Source organism: Aquimarina sp. KJ22-3, from assembly GCF_055808215.1.
Map to the genome: position 1 here is coordinate 2,062,343 of NZ_CM147859.1, position 19,118 is coordinate 2,081,460.

At 36.7% G+C, this 19,118-nt stretch carries 13 protein-coding genes; 9 read left to right on the plus strand and 4 right to left on the minus strand.

Annotated features, from left to right (window positions below):
• Positions 1-73: 73 nt before the first annotated feature.
• From carB to AC0L3Q_RS09290, 9 genes are all read left to right on the plus strand, one after another.
• Complete coding sequence (gene carB, locus AC0L3Q_RS09250; RefSeq protein ID WP_473286308.1) at positions 74-2,926, plus strand: carbamoyl-phosphate synthase large subunit; 2,853 nt, start codon at positions 74-76, stop codon at positions 2,924-2,926.
• 180 nt (positions 2,927-3,106) lie between these two features.
• Entirely contained in the window at positions 3,107-5,380 is a 2,274-nt protein-coding gene (locus tag AC0L3Q_RS09255) for a glycoside hydrolase family 3 N-terminal domain-containing protein (RefSeq protein WP_473286309.1), read from the plus strand.
• Positions 5,381-5,487: 107 nt separating this feature from the next.
• On the plus strand, positions 5,488-6,042 hold the full coding sequence (locus AC0L3Q_RS09260; protein WP_073314529.1) for an RNA polymerase sigma factor: 555 nt from the start codon (positions 5,488-5,490) through the stop codon (positions 6,040-6,042).
• Between the two features lie 157 nt (positions 6,043-6,199).
• The gene (locus AC0L3Q_RS09265; protein WP_473286310.1) at positions 6,200-7,210 is read left to right on the plus strand and encodes a FecR family protein; all 1,011 of its coding nucleotides are present in this window, start codon (positions 6,200-6,202) and stop codon (positions 7,208-7,210) included.
• A 139-nt stretch (positions 7,211-7,349) separates the two neighbouring features.
• A complete protein-coding gene (locus tag AC0L3Q_RS09270) occupies positions 7,350-10,799 on the plus strand; it encodes a TonB-dependent receptor (protein WP_473286311.1) in 3,450 nt (1,149 codons plus the stop codon).
• 11 nt (positions 10,800-10,810) lie between these two features.
• Positions 10,811-12,574, plus strand: a complete 1,764-nt coding sequence (locus tag AC0L3Q_RS09275; protein ID WP_473286312.1) for a RagB/SusD family nutrient uptake outer membrane protein — start codon at positions 10,811-10,813, stop codon at positions 12,572-12,574.
• Between the two features lie 78 nt (positions 12,575-12,652).
• Positions 12,653-13,639: an FG-GAP repeat domain-containing protein gene (locus AC0L3Q_RS09280; protein WP_473286313.1), complete on the plus strand. Its 987-nt coding sequence runs from the start codon at positions 12,653-12,655 to the stop codon at positions 13,637-13,639.
• Positions 13,531-15,957, plus strand: a complete 2,427-nt coding sequence (locus AC0L3Q_RS09285) for a VCBS repeat-containing protein (RefSeq protein ID WP_473286314.1) — start codon at positions 13,531-13,533, stop codon at positions 15,955-15,957. The genes AC0L3Q_RS09280 and AC0L3Q_RS09285 overlap by 109 nt, the downstream gene beginning before the upstream one ends.
• Before the next feature lie 123 nt (positions 15,958-16,080).
• On the plus strand, positions 16,081-16,437 hold the full coding sequence (locus AC0L3Q_RS09290) for a hypothetical protein (protein WP_473286315.1): 357 nt from the start codon (positions 16,081-16,083) through the stop codon (positions 16,435-16,437).
• A gap of 6 nt (positions 16,438-16,443) precedes the next feature.
• On the opposite strand, the gene AC0L3Q_RS09295 is transcribed toward AC0L3Q_RS09290, so the two are convergent.
• From AC0L3Q_RS09295 to AC0L3Q_RS09310, 4 genes are all read right to left on the minus strand, one after another.
• Entirely contained in the window at positions 16,444-16,824 is a 381-nt protein-coding gene (locus AC0L3Q_RS09295; protein WP_473286316.1) for a c-type cytochrome, read from the minus strand.
• A 72-nt stretch (positions 16,825-16,896) separates the two neighbouring features.
• The gene (locus AC0L3Q_RS09300) at positions 16,897-17,439 is read right to left on the minus strand and encodes an acyl-CoA thioesterase (RefSeq protein ID WP_473286317.1); all 543 of its coding nucleotides are present in this window, start codon (positions 17,437-17,439) and stop codon (positions 16,897-16,899) included.
• A 6-nt stretch (positions 17,440-17,445) separates the two neighbouring features.
• On the minus strand, positions 17,446-17,814 hold the full coding sequence (locus AC0L3Q_RS09305) for a 6-phosphogluconate dehydrogenase (RefSeq protein WP_073314517.1): 369 nt from the start codon (positions 17,812-17,814) through the stop codon (positions 17,446-17,448).
• 133 nt (positions 17,815-17,947) lie between these two features.
• Positions 17,948-19,117 carry a serine hydrolase domain-containing protein gene (locus tag AC0L3Q_RS09310; RefSeq protein WP_473286318.1) on the minus strand — a complete coding sequence of 390 codons (1,170 nt, stop codon included), beginning with the start codon at positions 19,115-19,117 and terminating at the stop codon, positions 17,948-17,950.
• Position 19,118 lies beyond the last annotated feature (1 nt).

The following is a 19,118-nucleotide window of genomic DNA, read 5'->3' on the forward strand; positions in this document are numbered from 1 at the left end:
TGTTACTTTATCGGTAACGCCTTTTTTTATATCTGCTAGAAAAAAATAATATATACAACACAATTTTAAGTACATGCCAAAAAGAGAAGACCTTAAGAGTATATTGATTATCGGATCTGGACCGATTGTAATTGGGCAAGCTTGTGAATTTGATTATTCAGGATCGCAAGCATTACGTTCATTAAGAGAAGATGGAATTGAAACGATTTTGATCAATTCGAATCCTGCAACGATTATGACTGATCCATCTATGGCGGATCACATATACCTTAAACCTTTGAATACGAAATCGATTGTTGAAATCTTAAAAGAACACCCTCAGATTGATGCGGTATTGCCTACGATGGGAGGACAAACTGCACTTAACCTATGTATCGAAGCAGATGAGAAAGGGATATGGGAAGATTTCAATGTTGAAATTATTGGTGTAGATATCGACGCCATTAACATTACCGAGGATAGAGAGCAGTTTAGAGAGTTAATGCTGAAGATTGGCATCGGAATGGCACCTCAAGCAACCGCTAATTCTTACTTGAAAGGTAAAGAAATTGCTCAGGAGTTTGGATTTCCATTAGTAATTAGAGCTTCTTATACCTTAGGAGGAGCAGGAGCTTCTTTTGTATATAAAGAAGAGGATTTTGATGAGTTGTTGACCAGAGGATTAGAAACTTCTCCAATCCATGAGGTGATGATCGATAAGGCCTTGATCGGATGGAAAGAATACGAATTAGAATTACTGCGTGATAACAATGACAATGTAGTTATTATCTGTACGATAGAAAATATGGATCCAATGGGGATTCATACCGGAGATTCGATTACGGTTGCACCGGCAATGACATTAAGTGATAAGACCTTCCAAAAGATGCGTGATATGGCAATCCATATGATGCGTAGCATCGGTGAGTTTGCAGGAGGATGTAACGTGCAGTTTGCTGTAAGTCCGGATGATCAGGAAGAAATCATTGCTATCGAAATTAACCCACGTGTATCCAGATCTTCTGCATTGGCATCAAAAGCTACTGGATATCCTATTGCAAAAGTAGCCGCCAAATTAGCGATCGGTTACAACTTAGATGAGTTGGATAATCAAATTACAAAATCTACTTCGGCATTGTTTGAGCCTACTTTGGATTATGTAATCGTCAAAATACCACGTTGGAACTTTGATAAATTCGAAGGATCAGACAGAACGCTAGGATTACAGATGAAAGCTGTAGGAGAGGTAATGGCAATTGGAAGATCTTTCCAGGAAGCATTGCACAAAGCTACGCAGTCACTAGAGATCAAACGAAATGGTCTGGGAGCTGATGGGAAAGGATATAAGAACTACGATCAGATTATAGAAAAACTTACTTATGCCAGCTGGGATAGAGTATTTGTGATCTATGATGCTATCCAGATGGGAATCCCATTGAGTAGAATTCATGAGATTACCAAAATCGATATGTGGTTCTTGAAACAATACGAAGAACTACACCATCTTGAAAAAGAGATTTCTACCTATACGATACAGTCGCTTACCAAAGATTTGATTTTAGAAGCAAAACAAAAAGGATTTGCAGATAGACAAATTGCACACATGGTAGGTTGCTACGAAAGTGAAGTGTATAATAAAAGAGAAGAGCTAGGAATCAAACGAGTATACAAGCTTGTAGATACCTGTGCTGCAGAATTTAGAGCAGAAACACCTTATTTCTATTCTACTTTTGAAGAAGAAATAGAAACACCAGAAGGTGTGGTGTCTGTGCATAATGAGAGTGTAGTAACCGATAGAAAGAAAATCGTAGTATTAGGTTCTGGTCCTAACCGAATTGGACAAGGAATCGAGTTTGACTACTGTTGTGTACATGGGGTATTGGCCTCTGCAGAATGTGGTTACGAGACGATCATGATCAACTGTAACCCAGAAACGGTTTCTACAGATTTTGATACAGCGGATAAACTATATTTCGAACCTGTTTTCTGGGAGCATATCTACGATATTATAAGACACGAAAAGCCAGAAGGTGTTATTGTACAGTTAGGAGGGCAAACAGCGCTTAAACTTGCAGAAAAATTAGATCGTTACGGAATCAAGATTATTGGTACAAGTTATCAATCGCTTGATCTGGCAGAAGACAGAGGAAGTTTCTCGACCTTATTAAAAGAAAATGGAATTCCTTATCCAGAATTTGATACGGCAGAAACAGCAGACGAAGCCCTAGCAGTGGCGGATCGATTGAATTTCCCGATTCTGGTAAGACCTTCGTATGTACTAGGAGGACAAGGGATGAAAATTGTGATCAACAAACAGGAGTTAGAAGAGCATGTAGTGGACTTGTTACGTAAAATACCAAACAACAAATTGCTGTTAGATCATTATTTGGATGGTGCTATCGAAGCCGAAGCTGATGCGATATGTGATGGAGAGAACGTATATATTATTGGTATCATGGAGCATATCGAGCCTTGTGGTATACACTCTGGAGATTCGAATGCTACATTGCCTCCTTTCAATTTAGGAGAATTTGTAATGCAACAAATTAAGGATCATACCAAAAAGATTGCACTTGAGTTGAATACAGTGGGATTGATTAACATCCAGTTTGCGATCAAAGATGATAAAGTATATATCATCGAGGCTAACCCAAGAGCTTCTAGAACGGTTCCGTTTATTGCAAAAGCTTACGGAGAGCCATATGTAAATTATGCAACCAAAGTAATGCTTGGAGAAAAGAAAGTGACTGATTTTGATTTCAAGCCACATCTAAATGGATACGCGATCAAGCAACCCGTATTTTCTTTCAATAAATTCCCTAACGTAAATAAGAAGTTAGGACCAGAAATGAAAAGTACTGGAGAGAGCATTTTATTCATTGATGATCTTAAAGATGATCAGTTCTATGATCTATACTCACGTAGAAAGATGTATCTAAGTAAATAAGCATTTTGACACATAAAAATAAGCCGGATTCTACTAGTTAGGATCCGGCTTATTTTGTTAAATACGTAAAATTTTAAGTTATTTTTTTGGACTCCTTAAAAAAAACTTAATTTTTTTGTCTATACATCGTAAATTGGGTTCTCTGTATAATAGTATCTGAGAAATAAATTTTATATTGATATGAGAACCGTCACTTTCCTAATTATGATTTATGGAATAGCATTATTTTCCTCTTGTGCCTTCAAAGAAAAAGAAGAAATTTCAGATCCAATAGATAAAAAAGTAGCAGAATTGATGTCAAAAATGACCTTAGAAGAGAAAATAGGTCAGATGACACAAATCACAGTTACTGCCTTAGAGAAGAGCGGATCTCCAGGTGTTTTGGATAAAGAGAAGTTGAGAGAAGCTATTCATAAATATAAAATAGGTTCTATATTAAATGTACCTAACCCTGGTGCACCTACACCACAACGGTGGTACGAAGTATTGAACGAAATTCTAGAAGAAACGAATAAAACCGATAATAAGATCCCTGTGATATATGGCATTGATGCTATACACGGAGCCAGTTATACCGCTGGTGCCATTTTGTTTCCCCAGCAGATTGGTATGGCAGCAACATGGGATCCAGAATTGGTTGAGAAATGTACGGCGGTTTCTGCATATGAAACAAGAGCTTCTTCGATCCCATGGGTATTTTCTCCAGATTTGGATTTACCTAGAAACCCAGCGTGGTCAAGACTTTGGGAATCTTTTGGAGAGGATTCTTATTTATCTTCTGAAATGGGAGTAGCCATGGTTAAAGGATTTCAAGGAGATGATATTGGGGATGCTAACAAAGTTGCAGCATGTATTAAACATTATATAGGATATGGTAGTCCAACAACAGGTAAAGATAGAACACCGAGTATCATACCAGAACGAGTGTTGAGGCAATACGATTTACCGATTTACGAAAAGAGTGTAGAAGCCGGAGCAAAAAGCGTAATGATCAGTTCTGGGGAGATTAACGGGACACCAGTTCATGCTAGTAAAAGAATTATTACCGATATTTTAAAAGGGGAACTTAACTTCAAAGGATTTGTAGTTACCGATTGGAAAGATATTATTTATTTACATACGCGTCATAAAGTAGCAGCAACCATGAGAGAAGCTGTAAAAAAATCTGTAATGGCAGGTATTGATATGAGTATGGTTCCTGAGGATTATACATTTTATGAGGAGTTATTCTCTTTGGTTAGTGATGGGGAAATACCAATGGCTCGAATTGATGATGCCGTACGAAGAATATTAAGAGTAAAATACGAATTAGATTTATTTAGAACGCCAGTTACCAATCCTGAAGATTATCCCGATTTTGGTACAGCCTCTTCTTCGGCCTTAGCATACATTGCGGCTTCAGAGTCTATTACCCTATTAAAAAATAAGGAGAATGTTTTGCCATTGTCCAAAGAAAAGAAAGTATTGGTTACAGGGCCAACCGCAAATAGTATGAAATATCTAAATGGTGGTTGGTCTTATACATGGCAAGGGGAGAAGAGTGATCAATACGCTAAAGATAACCTGAATATTAAGCAAGCTTTTGAAAAGAAACTAGGGGAAGAAAATGTATTATATGCTCCGGGAGTATCTATTTTTGAAGAAATAGATATTGCCAAATCCGTTGCTCTGGCAAAACAAGCAGATTATATCGTGTTGTGTTTGGGTGAACATAATTATACGGAAACTCCAGGAGATATTGATGATTTGGTAATTACAGAACCACAAGTAAAATTGGCTGAAGCATTGAGTAAACTGAATAAACCAATCATTTTGGTACTTAATGAAGGAAGACCAAGAATAATCAGTCAGTTTGAAAAGGATATGGACGGAGTACTACAGTGCTATCTTCCAGGAAATGAAGGTGCAAAAGCTTTAGTTGATGTGGTTTATGGAGATGTAAATCCAAGTGGTAAGTTACCGTACAATTACCCGCGATATACCAGTGCTTTGCAAAAGTACAATCGTAAGTATACCGAAAGTCTTGGAGATAGTGAACAAAATGATGATGCAGATTATCAAAGAAGTTATAATCCACAGTGGGAGTTTGGCTTTGGATTGTCCTACACCACTTTTGAATATAAAAATTTGAGTTTTGATAAAGTTTTCTTCAAAAAAGGAGATGCTGTAAAAGTGAGCGTAGATGTACAAAACACTGGAGAGAAAAAAGGAAAAGAAGTGGTGCAGTTGTATCTCACAGATCTTTATGCCAGTATTACTCCAGAAGTAAAATCGCTGAAAAGGTTCAGTAAGATCGAACTTCAACCGGGAGAAGTTAAGACCGTTTCGTTTACAATCGATGTAGATGATCTCAAATTTGTAGATGAAAATAACCAGTGGGTCGCAGAAAGTGGGGAGTTTGAAATTTCTGTAGGAAATTTGGTCAAAAAAATTGTTTTAGAAAAAGAGATATAAACGTTTTTGATTATATTTATATATAAAAAAAATGTTAAATTAATCTTGAAAAGGTGCTAATGAGGTTATATTTTTAAGGAATTCATAAATTACACAAATTCGTTCAAATGCAAGTCGTTACAAATGTTGATGCTATATTATGGTCTAAAGTTAAACAAGGAGATTTAGAAGCCTTTAATTCACTTTATGATAAATATATTGATACGTTGTATGCATTTGGAACCCAACATACCAACGACAAAGATCATGTTATGGATTGTATCCATGATTTGTTTGTGGATATCTACAAGTATAGAAAGAAATTATCTGATGTTGATAATGTGAAATTCTACCTTTTTAAATCTTTAAAACGTAAGATTAATAAAAAGTTTAAGTCTAAAATCAAACTTTTTTCGGCAGACGAGAATAGAAAAGAAATAGTATCTATGAATAGTTCTGTCGAAGAATCTATTATACAATCTGAAAAATCTGCAGAAATCAGTGCTAAACTTTCTTTGGCCTTAACCTCCCTATCTAGTAGGCAAAGAGAAGGATTGTCCCTCAAATTTGATGAAAAAAAGTCTTACGAAGAAATAGCTGCTATCCTTGGGATTTCTATCGAATCTGTAAGAACTCTTATCTACAGAGCAGTAAAAAAACTCCGAAGTGAAATAGAAGTATAGCCAATCAAAAAAAATAATATTAGATTTTTGTCTATGTTTTTTGATATGAGTGCTTTAGTATGTAGAAGATCAATTCGTTATGTATCAGAATGATGGGTTGCGTCGAATAAAAAAACGTGTTGATAAAGAAATATTGTAATTATATAATATCATAAAGATGTTAACGGAAAAAGAAAAGGAATTTTTAAAATCTAGGATAAATACCTCCATTGTTGAACATAATCGCAAAAGGAAGAAGAGGAAGGTTACCTATTTTTTTGGTATGGCGGCGGCAATAATTTCAGTGTTATTGCTGTCGATAGTCTACCAGAATAAATTCACAAAGACTTCGAAAATCAAAAATTATGTGGATGCCAATAAGGTGAATTTGATTCAAGAAGGAGATGTGAAACTTGTATTACATGACAATAAAGAAATCAATATACAGGAAAAAGAATCTAATATTGAATACTCGAGTACTGGGGATCAAGTGAATATCAATAGTTCTGAGAAGGTAGCGCAAGTAGCCAAAGAAAGTTACAATACGATATTGGTGCCTTATGGGAAAAGAACAAAACTTACCTTATCAGATGGAACCAAAGTATGGTTGAACTCTGGATCTAAACTTACATATCCGGTTGCATTTGTTGGAAATAAAAGAGAAGTGCACTTAACAGGAGAAGCGATTTTTGATGTTAGACATAATCAGAAAAAACCATTTTATGTATTGACTAATGATTATGATATTAAGGTTTTAGGAACGGTGTTTAATGTAAGTAGTTACGAGGATGATTCCTATACTAGTACTGCTCTAGAACGCGGAAGCGTAGAAATCAAATACACTTCGAATTCAATTTTTGGAAACTCTAAAATAAAAATTAAGCCAGGAACATTAGCTGTTTACAGTCATAGGAACAAGACGATAAGAAGCAGTAACGTAGACGTTGCAAAATATATGTCCTGGAGAGAAGGGAAGTTCATTTTCAAAAAAGAACGACTTTCAGGAATTGTAAAGAAACTATCTAGATTCTATAATGTTCAGATTGTTATCAATGACGAAGATCTTAAGAATGAGACTTTCTCTGGGCATTTGGATTTAAAAGATAGTATCGAAAAAGTGATCGAAATTATTAAGGAAACCACTGATTTAAAATATGAAAAAGAGAACGGTAAAATTGTAATTAACTAAACAGAAAATATATGAAATAACAGAACCACCACCTCCATTTTATTTACTTCATAAAAAAGTCAGAAAATGCGGCAACATTTTCTGACCAGAGTCATCTCGTATTGCATAATGCAATACTTAACGCATAAAAAACAAAATTATGAATAAAAAAGCTAACTGTCACTCTTTTTTATCCAAAAAGAAGACATACAATTTTTTATTAACCATTATGAGGGTTTTTATTTTATTCTTGTGTCTGGGGCTATCGAGTGCATACGCATATAACTCTTACTCACAAACAAAGCTTACTATTAAAGTCGAAAACGCAACTTTGGAAGATCTGTTCGAGCAGATTCATTCTCAAAGTGAGTTTATATTTTTCTACAAAGACGACGTATTAAAAAAGGATCATAAAGTAACGCTTAATCTAAAAAGATCTACAGTAAACGAAATACTGGATAAGGCATTAACGCAAACAGGTTTGGTATACAAAGTTATTGATCGGCAAATTGTCATATCAAGGCAAAAAATTGAGCCAATTACGAAAACGTTTTCAGACGCACTTACTGTTCAGACTTCAATTTCTGGAACGGTAAGTACATCAGACGGATCTCCCTTACCAGGGGTAAATGTATTGGTAAAAGGAACTTCAAAAGGTACACAAACTGATTTTGACGGAAAATACACGCTAGAGGTTTCTAGCGGAGATATTTTAGTCTTTTCATATATCGGATTTGTAACCAAAGAGCAAACGTTTGCAGGGCAATCTTCAATGGATATTACCTTGCTAGAAGATGCTAGCGAACTTAGTGAAGTTATTGTAACAGGATATACCACACAAAGTGCCAGAAGCATTACTGGATCTGTAACTATAGTAGAATCTGAGGCTATCGCGGCGACTACTCCTGCTAGTTTAGAACAAGCATTACAAGGACAAGCAGCTGGGGTTACTGTTGGTGTTGAAGGTGGACCAGGAGGAAATTCGGCAGTAAGGATTCGTGGATATGGTACTATTAATGGTAATGATCCATTATATGTAATTGACGGGGTACAAACAGGGCAAGGTTTAAATGATTTAAACCCTAATGATATCAAATCGATTCAGGTTCTTAAAGATGCGGCAGCAGCTTCTATTTATGGTATTGGTGCAGCAAACGGGGTTATCGTAATTACTACAAAAAACGGAAACAAGAACAATAAAGTTTCTTTTAACTATAGTGCGCTAACAGGTGTTGATTTTATTCCAGAATCTGTATTTCCAGAATTCGCTACACCACAACAAATTGCAGATGCACGCTGGCAAGCCCTATCAAATGATGGTTTAGCACTTTCTCATCCGCAATACGGTACAGGACCTAATCCAATACTTCCGGATTACATTCTTCCTGAAGGTTTTGTAGGAACACTGGATGAGAGTACGTATAGTTTTCCAAACAATAGAATTACTAGAGCAAATCAGGCAGGAACCGATTGGTTTGATGCATTTTTTGATACTGCCTTTGTACAACAACATAATATTTCTGCTACTGGAGGAGGAGAAAATTCGAAGTTGTACGTAGGACTTGGTTTATTAGATCAAGAAGGGGTAGGGCGTGCTACTAGTTTTGAAAGATATAACCTAAGAGTAAACTCTGAATTTGATATCACAGATCGTCTTAGATTAGGAGAGTCTGTAAACGTATCATATTCAGAAAGAATCGGAATTATTGACCCTGTAGGGAGTTCAAGTAACCAGAATAATGAAGGACAAATCGCATCCTTATATCGTAGTAACCCTTTAATTCCTGTTTTTGATATTCAAGGAAATTATGCAGGTACCGCGGGTATTGGAGGGGTTGGTAATGCTTCAAATCCGATTGGACAAGCAGATAGAAATGCAGAGAATCCTACAGAAACCATTAGAGCCTTAGGTTCTATCTATGCCGAAGTAGACATATTTGATGGATTATCACTAAAAACCACATTTACTGCGGATTTAACAGCTTCTAAATTTTCATTCTTTAGACCTGTAGATTTCGAAAATTCTGCAGCAAGACAGGTAAACCTGTTAAGAGAGACATCTACAGATATTTTTAATACAAACTGGTATAATATTTTACAGTATAAAAAGATCTTTAATGGTGTGCATAGTGTAGATGCCTTCGTAGGTACGGAATTTAAAAAGAACCGATTCGAACAATTCTTCGCGCAAGTAACAAATTTCTTACAGGATGATCCTGATTTCACCTTCATTAGTGCAGGTACAGGTGTGCAAACCGTAGGTAGTGGACAGTCAAAATCTTCTAGTTTTTCTGTCTTCGGAAAAGTGGATTATGCCTATGACGATAAATACTTAGTAAGTGCTACCGTGCGTCAAGATCAATCTTCACTTTTTGAAGGAGGTAATCAAGATGCTGTTTTCCCTGCATTTAGTTTAGGATGGAGATTATCTGGAGAGAGTTTCCTTGAAGATTCTCCAATAGTTGATAATTTATTATTAAAGTTTAGCTGGGGACAAGTAGGAAACAATTCGATTCCTGCGTTTAGAGGAATCACATCCTTTGCTTCGAACCTGAACTTTTATAACTATAATGGGAATACTGGATTTTTCTTATCCAATATAGGAGATCCAGATCTTACCTGGGAGACCACAACCACAACCAACATTGGTATTGCTGCTACCTTGTTCAACAATGCATTAAGTGTTGATTTAGACGTGTACGAAGCAGTAACCGAAGATATGTTATTGGCAGTACCAGTAGATCCTACCGTGTTTGGTAATACTATTGGTTCTATCTTTAGAAACTTTGGTCAGATGACGAATAGAGGATTTGATCTTGGAATTACATACTCTAGTAATCCAGAAAGAGCTTTTTCTTATTCGATAGGTCTTAATGTATCTCACTATAAGAACGAAGTGGATTTCTTGGATGAGAGCAACTTGGATCAAGTAATTGCAAATCCGAATTTAGGATCGCAAACTAGATTCGAAACAACCAATACATTAGCAGGTGAGCCTATTTCTTCTTTTGTTGGATTTACTTGGGAAGGAATAGACCCAAATACGGGTAGAGCTATTATTACGGGAGATGCCAGAGATATTATCGGAAGCCCGCATCCTGATTTTACTTACGGAATTAATTTCGATGCTACGTATAAGAATTTCGACTTATCAATGCTTTTCCAGGGATCTCAAGGAAATGATATTTATAATCTAACAAGGTTCTGGACAGATTTCTCAAATTTTGAAGGAGCTAGAAGTTTAGACTATATTAGAAATTCATGGTCTCCAACAAATCCAGGAGGTACTTTACCTGCATTTACGCTTAGTGCAGATGAGTCTGTAGGATCATCCTACTATATCGAAGATGGATCTTATGTAAGATTAAAAAACATAGCTGTCGGATATACCTTGGGAGATGCGATTAGTGAAAAATTGAAGTTAGATAAGATTAGATTTTTCTTGCAAGGAAAGAACCTGATTACGATTACTGATTATTCTGGTTTAGATCCTGAGATCAATTTATCAAACTACACCAACCAACAACAAGCCAACTTGGAAATCGGAGTTGATAGAGGAGCATACCCAGTTTCACGTTCAGTAAACCTGGGAGTAAACGTTTCATTTTAAAAAAAATAGCAATGATTAAGATATATAAACTTTCGAAAATCAGAACAATCAAAGTAATGACTGTTTTGTTACTTGCTGGTACGATATTCCAGGCTTGTAAAGACGAGTTAGAAATCCCGTTGCAAGGTCAGTTAAGTGAAGATGTAATTGTGTTTGATAGTAGTTGGGTAAGTTCACAATTAACTGCAGCTTATGGAATGTTGGACCTTAATGTTTCAACTTCTGATCCATGGCGATCAGATCCTTCGCATTGGATTTATGGAGAGGTGTCTTCAGATAATGCCTATAAAGGTAGTGACCCTGGGGATCAGCCTATTATTGATAATATTGAGGCATATAGAGCTTTAGCTACAGAAAATAGTTATTATGGGTTTTTATGGAATGCTATTTTTGAAGGAGTAGCAAGAAGTAATGAAGCAATCCGTGGAGCTCAAACAGGTTTAGAACGTGGAGATCTAACTGCTGCTGAAGCTGCTCAGTTTGAGGCAGAAGGTAGATTCCTTAGAGCACACTATCATTTTGAAGCTAAGAAGCTTTGGGGTAAAATTCCTTACATCGATGAAACAGTTACAGAATCACAATCTAATGAAAATGTAGATTCTTGGGCATTGATCGAAGCTGATTTTCAATATGCTATAGATAACCTTCCTGAAACGTCAAGATTTGTGGGTGCAGCAAATAGCTGGACAGCCACTGCTTATTTGGCTAAGGCCCATATGTACCAGTTAGATTATGCTGCGGCAAGTCCAATATTGGATAATGTTATTAATGGAGGTCCGTATAGTCTGACAATGAAATATTCGGATAATTTTAATGCAGCGACAAAAAACTCTAGTGAATCTATATTTGCAGTACAACATACGGTTAGTGATGGAGCTGCAAATGATGATAATGGTACTTGGGGACAAGCACTTAATTTTCCTCAGGGAGCACCAGTAGGTACTACAGGAGGAGCTTGTTGTGGTTTCTTCCAACCATCACAAAATTTGGTGAATGCCTATAAGACCGATGCTTCTGGATTACCATTATTGGATACATTTAACGATGTTGATGTAACCAATGATGATGGAGTTCCTGCAGAAGACCCTTTTACACCATATACTGGTGAGTTGGACCCAAGATTAGATTGGAAAGTAGGTCGAAGAGGAATAGATTTTAATGGTTGGGGAATTATGCCAGGACAATCCTGGATTCGAAACCCGGCCAATGGAGGACCGTACTTACAAAAAGTTTCGGTATTTAGAGCTAGCCAGTTTAACGATCCTTCTATTGATGCGCCAAGTGCATGGGCTCCTGCTGTAAGTGCGATTAATACAAATATTATTCGTTTTGCTGAAATTCTTTTATGGAGAGCAGAGATCATGGCTGCTAATGGTGAGGGTGATCTTGGAGCAGCACTAGTGGATAGAGTGAGAATGCGTGCAGCAAATCCAGAAGATTTTGTAAGAACATTGGATGTAGATGGGAACCCAACCGCGACACCAGCTGCTAATTATGTAATTAGTACTTATGGAACCTTTACAGATCAGGCACAAGCAATACGAGCAGTAGCACACGAGTACAGAATCGAAACTGCACTCGAAGGACATAGATTCTTTGATTTAGTAAGACGCGGCGAAGCCGTAAATACAATTAATACCTACCTTGCTGTTGAAGGCACCAAGCGTACACATCTTAGTGGAGTAACTTTTCCCGGAAGAAGTATTGTATATCCAATTGCACAAAGTGTAATTGATGTGAGCGGTGGTGTTATCATGCAAAACGATGGATATTAAATTGTTTTTAGTTTGAATTGTTTTCTAAAAAACAGTATGTTATGCATACTGTTTTTTTGCTTCTTTAAATAAAAGAAAATGACATTGAGATATTTGAAAATCCTGATTATAGGCCTGATTTTAGGGAGTTGTACAAAAGAAAAAACATCTTTTGATGAGAAAATTTTCGAAAGGTTAACCCCAAAAACGACAGGTATTGAATTTAGTAACATCCTTACGGAGACTGATTCTCTAAACTATTTTACCTACTCCTATTTGTATATGGGTGGAGGAGTAGCTGTTGGAGATATCAATAATGATGGATTGAAGGATTTATACTTTACAGGAAATCAGGTGGCTAACGCATTATATCTCAATAAAGGAGATCTTACTTTTGAAGATATTACGACAACTGCCGGAGTTTCTGGTGATGACAGATGGTATACCGGAGTGACTATGGTAGATGTCAATAATGATGGTTATCTAGATATCTACTGTTCTGTAGGAGGTAAGTTTGAACCAAAATACAATCAATTATTTATCAATAACAAGGACAATACCTTTTCAGAAAAAGCCGAAGAATATGGTATTGCTGATATAGGGAACAGTGTACAGGCTACGTTTTTTGATTACGACAAGGACGGAGATTTGGATCTATATGTAGCCAATTATCCGCCGACAAGTTTTAATGCTCCTAATTTCTATTATGCATTCAAAATGCGAACGTTAAAAGATCATGAATCTGATCATTTGTACCGTAACGATGGAGATAAATTTGTAGATGTAACCAAGGAAGCTAATGTAAGGAGTTTTGGGTTAACCCTTAGCGCAACCATTGGAGATTTAAATAATGATAGCTGGCCAGATATTTACGTGTCTAACGATTTTAGTACGCCAGACTATTTATACATCAACAATCAAGACGGTACATTTAGAGAAGTCGTAAAAGAAGCGACTTCGCAAACCGCTTTTTTGGTATGGGAGCAGATATCGCAGATTTCAACAATGATGGAAATCTGGATATTTTTCAGGTGGATATGGATGCGCAATCCAATAGACGTAAAAAGGCCAACATGGCCAGTATGAATCCTAGTTTGTTTTGGAGTACTGTAAATTCTGGTTTTCATTATCAATACATGCATAACTGTCTACAACAAAACACCGGAATTATTAAAGATGGTGTTCCTCAATTTACAAATGTGTCCAGAATAACAGGAACCTCTTCTACAGATTGGAGCTGGGGGCCGTTATTTGCAGATTTCAATAACGACGGTTACAAAGACCTGTTTGTTTCTAACGGAACAAGACGAGAAATAAATAACAATGACTATTTTAAGAAAATAGACCGATTATCGGCCGATAGTGATAGCTTGCTACAGAAAAGCTTAAAAATACCTTCAGAAAGAATAGATAATTTCATGTATCGCAATACAGGAGATTACAATTTTGAAATGATTAATAAAGAATGGGGTATTGAGTACGAAGGTTTCTCAAATGGAGTGGTCTATGCAGATCTGGATAATGATGGAGATCTGGAAATTGTGACCAATAATATTGACGATCACGCTTCTGTTTTTGAAAACAAAAGCGCACAGCTTCATAATTACTTAACCATTCGATTCAAAGGAGATCAAAATAATACATTTGGATTGGGAGCCAGAGTTTATGTCACTGTAGCTGATCAAACTCAAATGCAGGAATTGACACTTACTCGTGGATTTCAATCCTCAGTAGCTCCCGAAATGCATTTTGGAATCGGTTCAGAGACTGCAATAGAAGAAGTTAAAGTGGTATGGCCAGACGGTAAATCACAAGATCTTAAAGGAGTTTCTGCAAATCAGATACTTACTTTAGCATATACAGATGCTGTTCAAAATGACTCTTCAGAAGGTGAAAAACAAACATTGTTCTCTTCTTTAGCAGAAACCTCATTTCCGGCACACAAACACGAGGAAAACTCCTATGATGATTTTAAAATACAAGTACTACTGCCACATAGAATGTCTCGTTTTGGTCCTGCATTAGCGGTTGGAGATCTCAATAATGATGGATTAGAAGACTATTTTGTAGGAGGAGCTTCTGGAGTTGCAGGAAGTGTGTATTTGCAAGAAGAGACGGGTTTTAAAAAGTTAGAGACAGATAGTTTTGAAGCGGATAAGAAAAGCGAAGATACTGGAGCCCTTGTTTTTGATATAGATCAGGATGGAGATAAAGATTTGTATGTGGTAAGTGGTGGATATGAGTTTGCTCCAGATGCCGCACAATTACAGGATCGGATTTATATCAATGATGGTAAAGGAAATTTATCCAAAGCAGAAGAAGGTACCTTACCTCAAATGTTAACCAGTGGATCTCGTGTGTATAACTTGGATTTTGATAAAGACGGACAAGAAGATATTTTGGTACTGGGTAGACAGGTGCCATGGCATTATCCAAGCCCTGCGAATAGCTACTTGTTGCGAAATGTAAGTAGCGATGGAGTTCCAAAATTTGAAGATGTTACTCAAAAAATGGCCAAAGAACTAACTGGATTAGGGATGGCAACCAGTGCGGTAGTTACAGATATCGACAATGATGATTGGCCAGACGTGATTATTGTGGGAGAATGGATGCCGGTACGGGTTTTTAAGAACACGAAAGCAGGATTCGAAGAACAGACGGAACAATTAGGGTTGGGCGATGATACTACCGGTTGGTGGTGGAGTATAGCAGAGGGAGATTTTGATAATGATGGCGATATGGACTATATTTTAGGGAATAATGGACTCAATTATAAATACCAGGCTACCGAAGATGAAACCTTTGATATTTATGTGAATGATTTTGATAAAAATAATTCTTCAGATATCGTATTGAGTTATTTTAATGACGGGAAGCAGTTTCCTGTTAGGGGGAGACAATGTTCTTCAGAGCAAATCCCAGGGATAGAATATAAGTTCAAAGACTACAAAAGTTTCTCTGAAGCAACGTTGGTTGAGGTATATACCAAAAAGTCCTTGGACTCTTCTTTGCATTACCAGGTTAAATCTTTTGCAAGTATTTATATTGAAAATAAAGATGGAGCAGAGTTTAAAGTACATGAGCTACCGGTAGAAGCGCAGCTATCTTCAATTAATCAGGTTTTGGTAAAGGATTTTGATAAAGATGGAAATATGGATGCAGTAGTTGCAGGAAACCTATATGCCTCTGAAGTAGAAACCCCTAGAAATGACGCAGGTTATGGTTTATTCCTAAAAGGAAACGGAATGGGTGGTTTTGATCCCATTTCAGCTTCAGAGAGTGGATTGTTTATTTCTGGAGATGTAAAGGATATGGCGCTAATTTCTAACAAAAAGACTGAGTATATCATATCGGCAAAGAACAATGATTACCTTCAATTTGTAGAAGTTAAAACCAAAAATTAAAACGGAGTGTAGCTTTTCAACAAATCATAATCTTTTGTCAAAATTTCAAAAGATCTGTTGTTTTATGTGTTTGTTAACGACATATATTACTGATTATTAGTAAATTGTAGTAAAAGCAGTCACATGAAAAAAGTATTACTCTATTTTTTGTTATTCGCAGGTATGACCTTGGTATACCCCAACCTTCCTGAAAGCACAAATCCTATAAAGGTAAACAACGAAGTGTTTTCTGTAGAAGTTGCTCCCGCTATTTCATCAGGTTTGATTACAATCAAAACCAATTTGGATGTAAAAGGACCTCTCCAGATCAAAATTATGGACAAAGGAGGACTAGTTAGACTAGAGAAAAAGTTGCACTTAGAACGAGATATCGACGTGTCTGGCCTTAGGAAAGGACACTATCTGGTAGAAGTGTATACTGGTAATTATGTTGCTATTGGCAGATTTTATAAAGGACAGGATGCTATAAATAACAAATAGATAGCTCTATCTTTCTAAAAACCCGTCGGCTTCCCAGTCTAGGATAACATCGATAATTTCTTGAGGTAATCTTCCTGCAGGAGGCATTACGTTATTAACACTATTAGAAACCATTCTTAACACCAAATCTCTGTTCACGCCAATAATGGTTTCATCATAATTTCGCATAGGGAAAGGAGCTCCTTGCGCCAATGGAATGGTATGACATTCTAAACAGTGTTCATCGATGATTGCCTTTACATCGGCTTCATAGGTAGTTATTTTATTTGGATTAGGATTTACATCCGGATCTGGCCCTGGATCAGGATCAGAATCATCACTACCACCGCAACTTGCAAGTACGAGTAACGAGGCGAAAAGTAAAAATTTTGAACATATAGTTTTCATAGCGTGGGGTTTTTCTCTGAAATATACGAAAGATTCAAGAATTACCTATATAACGAGAAATATACAGCTAAATTATAGTTCAATTTTAACGTTATATTCCTTCAATAATTCCAAATGAGATTCATATTCAAATTCTGAAGCTTTAAAACGCCCTCGTCTTACTTTGGCATCTTCCTTTCTGATAATACTTCTTACAAAACGTCTTACAGCGGTTTTGTTCTCTAATATTAAACCAGGCACCGCAACACTTTTTCCATCATTGTCTTTGGCTACCATCGTAAAATAACTAGAATTGCAGTGTTTGATTTTACCGGTTTGTATATTTTCAGCTTCAACCCGCACTCCAACCACCATAGAAGTCGTTCCAACATGATTTACAGAAGCTTTTAAGGTTACTAGTTCTCCTACTTCTACTGGTTTCAGGAAATCTACTTTATCCACGCTAGCTGTTACACAATAGGTTTCAGAATGTTTGGATGCACAGGCAAAAGCGATTTGATCCATTAGCGAAAGAATATAGCCGCCATGTATTTTTCCACTAAAATTAGAATGGGAGGGGAGCATCAGTTCAGAAATCAGTACTCTGGAATCTTTATTGGTTTTATATTTTTTCATGGCAAGTTATTTATTTCTGAAATGTGGAGAGATTTCTTCTACTACGTCTACAATAAAATATTTGGTATCACCCAACCAGGAGATGGTTGCAAATCGTTCTTTGTAGGTAAGTTTTACATAACGCCCTTGAAATTTCTGAAGTTTTTTGATCACTTCCTTGTCACTATCTTCTACAGAGAAACTAAAAATTTGCGCTCCTGATATTCCCTGACTGATTTCGCCTTCCCAGGTTTTAAAAACAACACCCTTGTTGCTAAATTTAATAAGCTCGCCACTGCGTGTTCCTTTACTATAAGTGGTATAATATACGGTAGCATACCAACCCGCAAACAGCAGCAAAATAACGGCAATAATTATGGCTAGTATTTTTTTCATCTATTTGAAAATTTTTATTTTCTGGTGATTAAACAAATAAAAAATTTCTGCTTAGATCAACCACTTCGTTTTCGCATAAAAAATTTAATTATTTAAGTGAGTAAACAAAAAATTAATTTTGTTTATACTCATTTCATAGCGCCTGATACACTTTGGTCATAAATTCATCAATTTGATTAGGCTCTAACCATCGGGTTACCACAACCAGTTGCTCTTTTTGATCGATAACAATAAAATTTCCTCCAAAACCGGCTGCATAATACAAATGCTCAGGGAGCCCTTCCCAATGGCGAGCTCCTTTTTGATTGAGCCACCACATAAATCCATAGTTCGAATTAGCTTGCGAAGGTTGTATAGCCTCTTTTATCCAGGATGGCGATAGCAATTGTTGGTTCTTCCATTTACCATTATTCAAAAACAAGAGTCCGAATCTGGCATGATCCAGGGTGTTGATAAAAAGTCCACCACCAGAATGCCCACCACCGCTTACCGATTGCATCTTTAAACCATCTATAGTAACCCAAGAGTTGTCGTAACCAAACCATCTCCAGGAAGTGGATGCGCCAATGGGGTCCATAATTTTTTCCTTTAGTACTTGAGGTAAAGGTTTACGCCAAACGTTAAGTAAGGAATATGCCAGTACATTTACGCGTACATCGTTATACTCAAAGACAGTTCCTGGGGTGTTGAGCTTGCGAGATTTCCAGTCGTCTATTCCTCCTTCTCTGGGAGGTCTATCTGCCCAGTCATACCCTCCCCATAATTGACCTGACCAATCTGAGGATTGTGTTAGTAAATGACGCCAGGTAATCGTTTTGTTGTGAGCGCCATCAAAGGTTTGATCCCATAAATACGTATATGTAAAATCATCTACAGAAGAGATTAAGTTGGCGTCTACAGCGAGTCCTGCCATGGTAGATAAGTAACTTTTAGTAACACTAAAAGTCATATCTACTCGCTCAGTATCACCCCACTGTGCAATGATGTATCCATTTTTTAGAATCACACCGGCTGGATTTCCTCTCTTTTTGGTAGGACCAAGGATTTTATGATAAGGTTCTCTTTCGAACCCTTTTAATATCGCTTGTCTTAAATCTTTGGCACCAGAATATTCGTTAGTCTTGGCAAAATCTATGGCCTCTTGTAACTTTTGGGTGTTGATGCTAAATGCTGCTGGTGTTTTTTCTTCCCATTCTCCTCTTTCAGGAAAATACAGTTGTTGTCCCCAAGCAGAGAACATAAAAAAGAAAAGCAATATACTATTGAAAATACGAGAAATTTGTGTGAGATGGATTGGAATCATA

Bases quoted from the DNA above. Each gene is read 5' to 3' on its own strand.
- AC0L3Q_RS09265 (WP_473286310.1), top strand. From the start codon at position 6,200: ATGTTAACGGAAAAAGAAAAGGAATTTTTAAAATCTAGGATAAATACC.
- AC0L3Q_RS09285 (WP_473286314.1), top strand. From the start codon at position 13,531: ATGGGAGCAGATATCGCAGATTTCAACAATGATGGAAATCTGGATATT.
- AC0L3Q_RS09300 (WP_473286317.1), bottom strand. From the start codon at position 17,439: ATGAAAAAATATAAAACCAATAAAGATTCCAGAGTACTGATTTCTGAA.
- AC0L3Q_RS09255 (WP_473286309.1), top strand. From the start codon at position 3,107: ATGAGAACCGTCACTTTCCTAATTATGATTTATGGAATAGCATTATTT.
- AC0L3Q_RS09280 (WP_473286313.1), top strand. From the start codon at position 12,653: ATGACATTGAGATATTTGAAAATCCTGATTATAGGCCTGATTTTAGGG.
- AC0L3Q_RS09295 (WP_473286316.1), bottom strand. From the start codon at position 16,824: ATGAAAACTATATGTTCAAAATTTTTACTTTTCGCCTCGTTACTCGTA.
- AC0L3Q_RS09260 (WP_073314529.1), top strand. From the start codon at position 5,488: ATGCAAGTCGTTACAAATGTTGATGCTATATTATGGTCTAAAGTTAAA.
- AC0L3Q_RS09310 (WP_473286318.1), bottom strand. From the start codon at position 19,117: ATGATTCCAATCCATCTCACACAAATTTCTCGTATTTTCAATAGTATA.
- AC0L3Q_RS09305 (WP_073314517.1), bottom strand. From the start codon at position 17,814: ATGAAAAAAATACTAGCCATAATTATTGCCGTTATTTTGCTGCTGTTT.
- AC0L3Q_RS09275 (WP_473286312.1), top strand. From the start codon at position 10,811: ATGATTAAGATATATAAACTTTCGAAAATCAGAACAATCAAAGTAATG.
- AC0L3Q_RS09270 (WP_473286311.1), top strand. From the start codon at position 7,350: ATGAATAAAAAAGCTAACTGTCACTCTTTTTTATCCAAAAAGAAGACA.
- AC0L3Q_RS09290 (WP_473286315.1), top strand. From the start codon at position 16,081: ATGAAAAAAGTATTACTCTATTTTTTGTTATTCGCAGGTATGACCTTG.
- carB (WP_473286308.1), top strand. From the start codon at position 74: ATGCCAAAAAGAGAAGACCTTAAGAGTATATTGATTATCGGATCTGGA.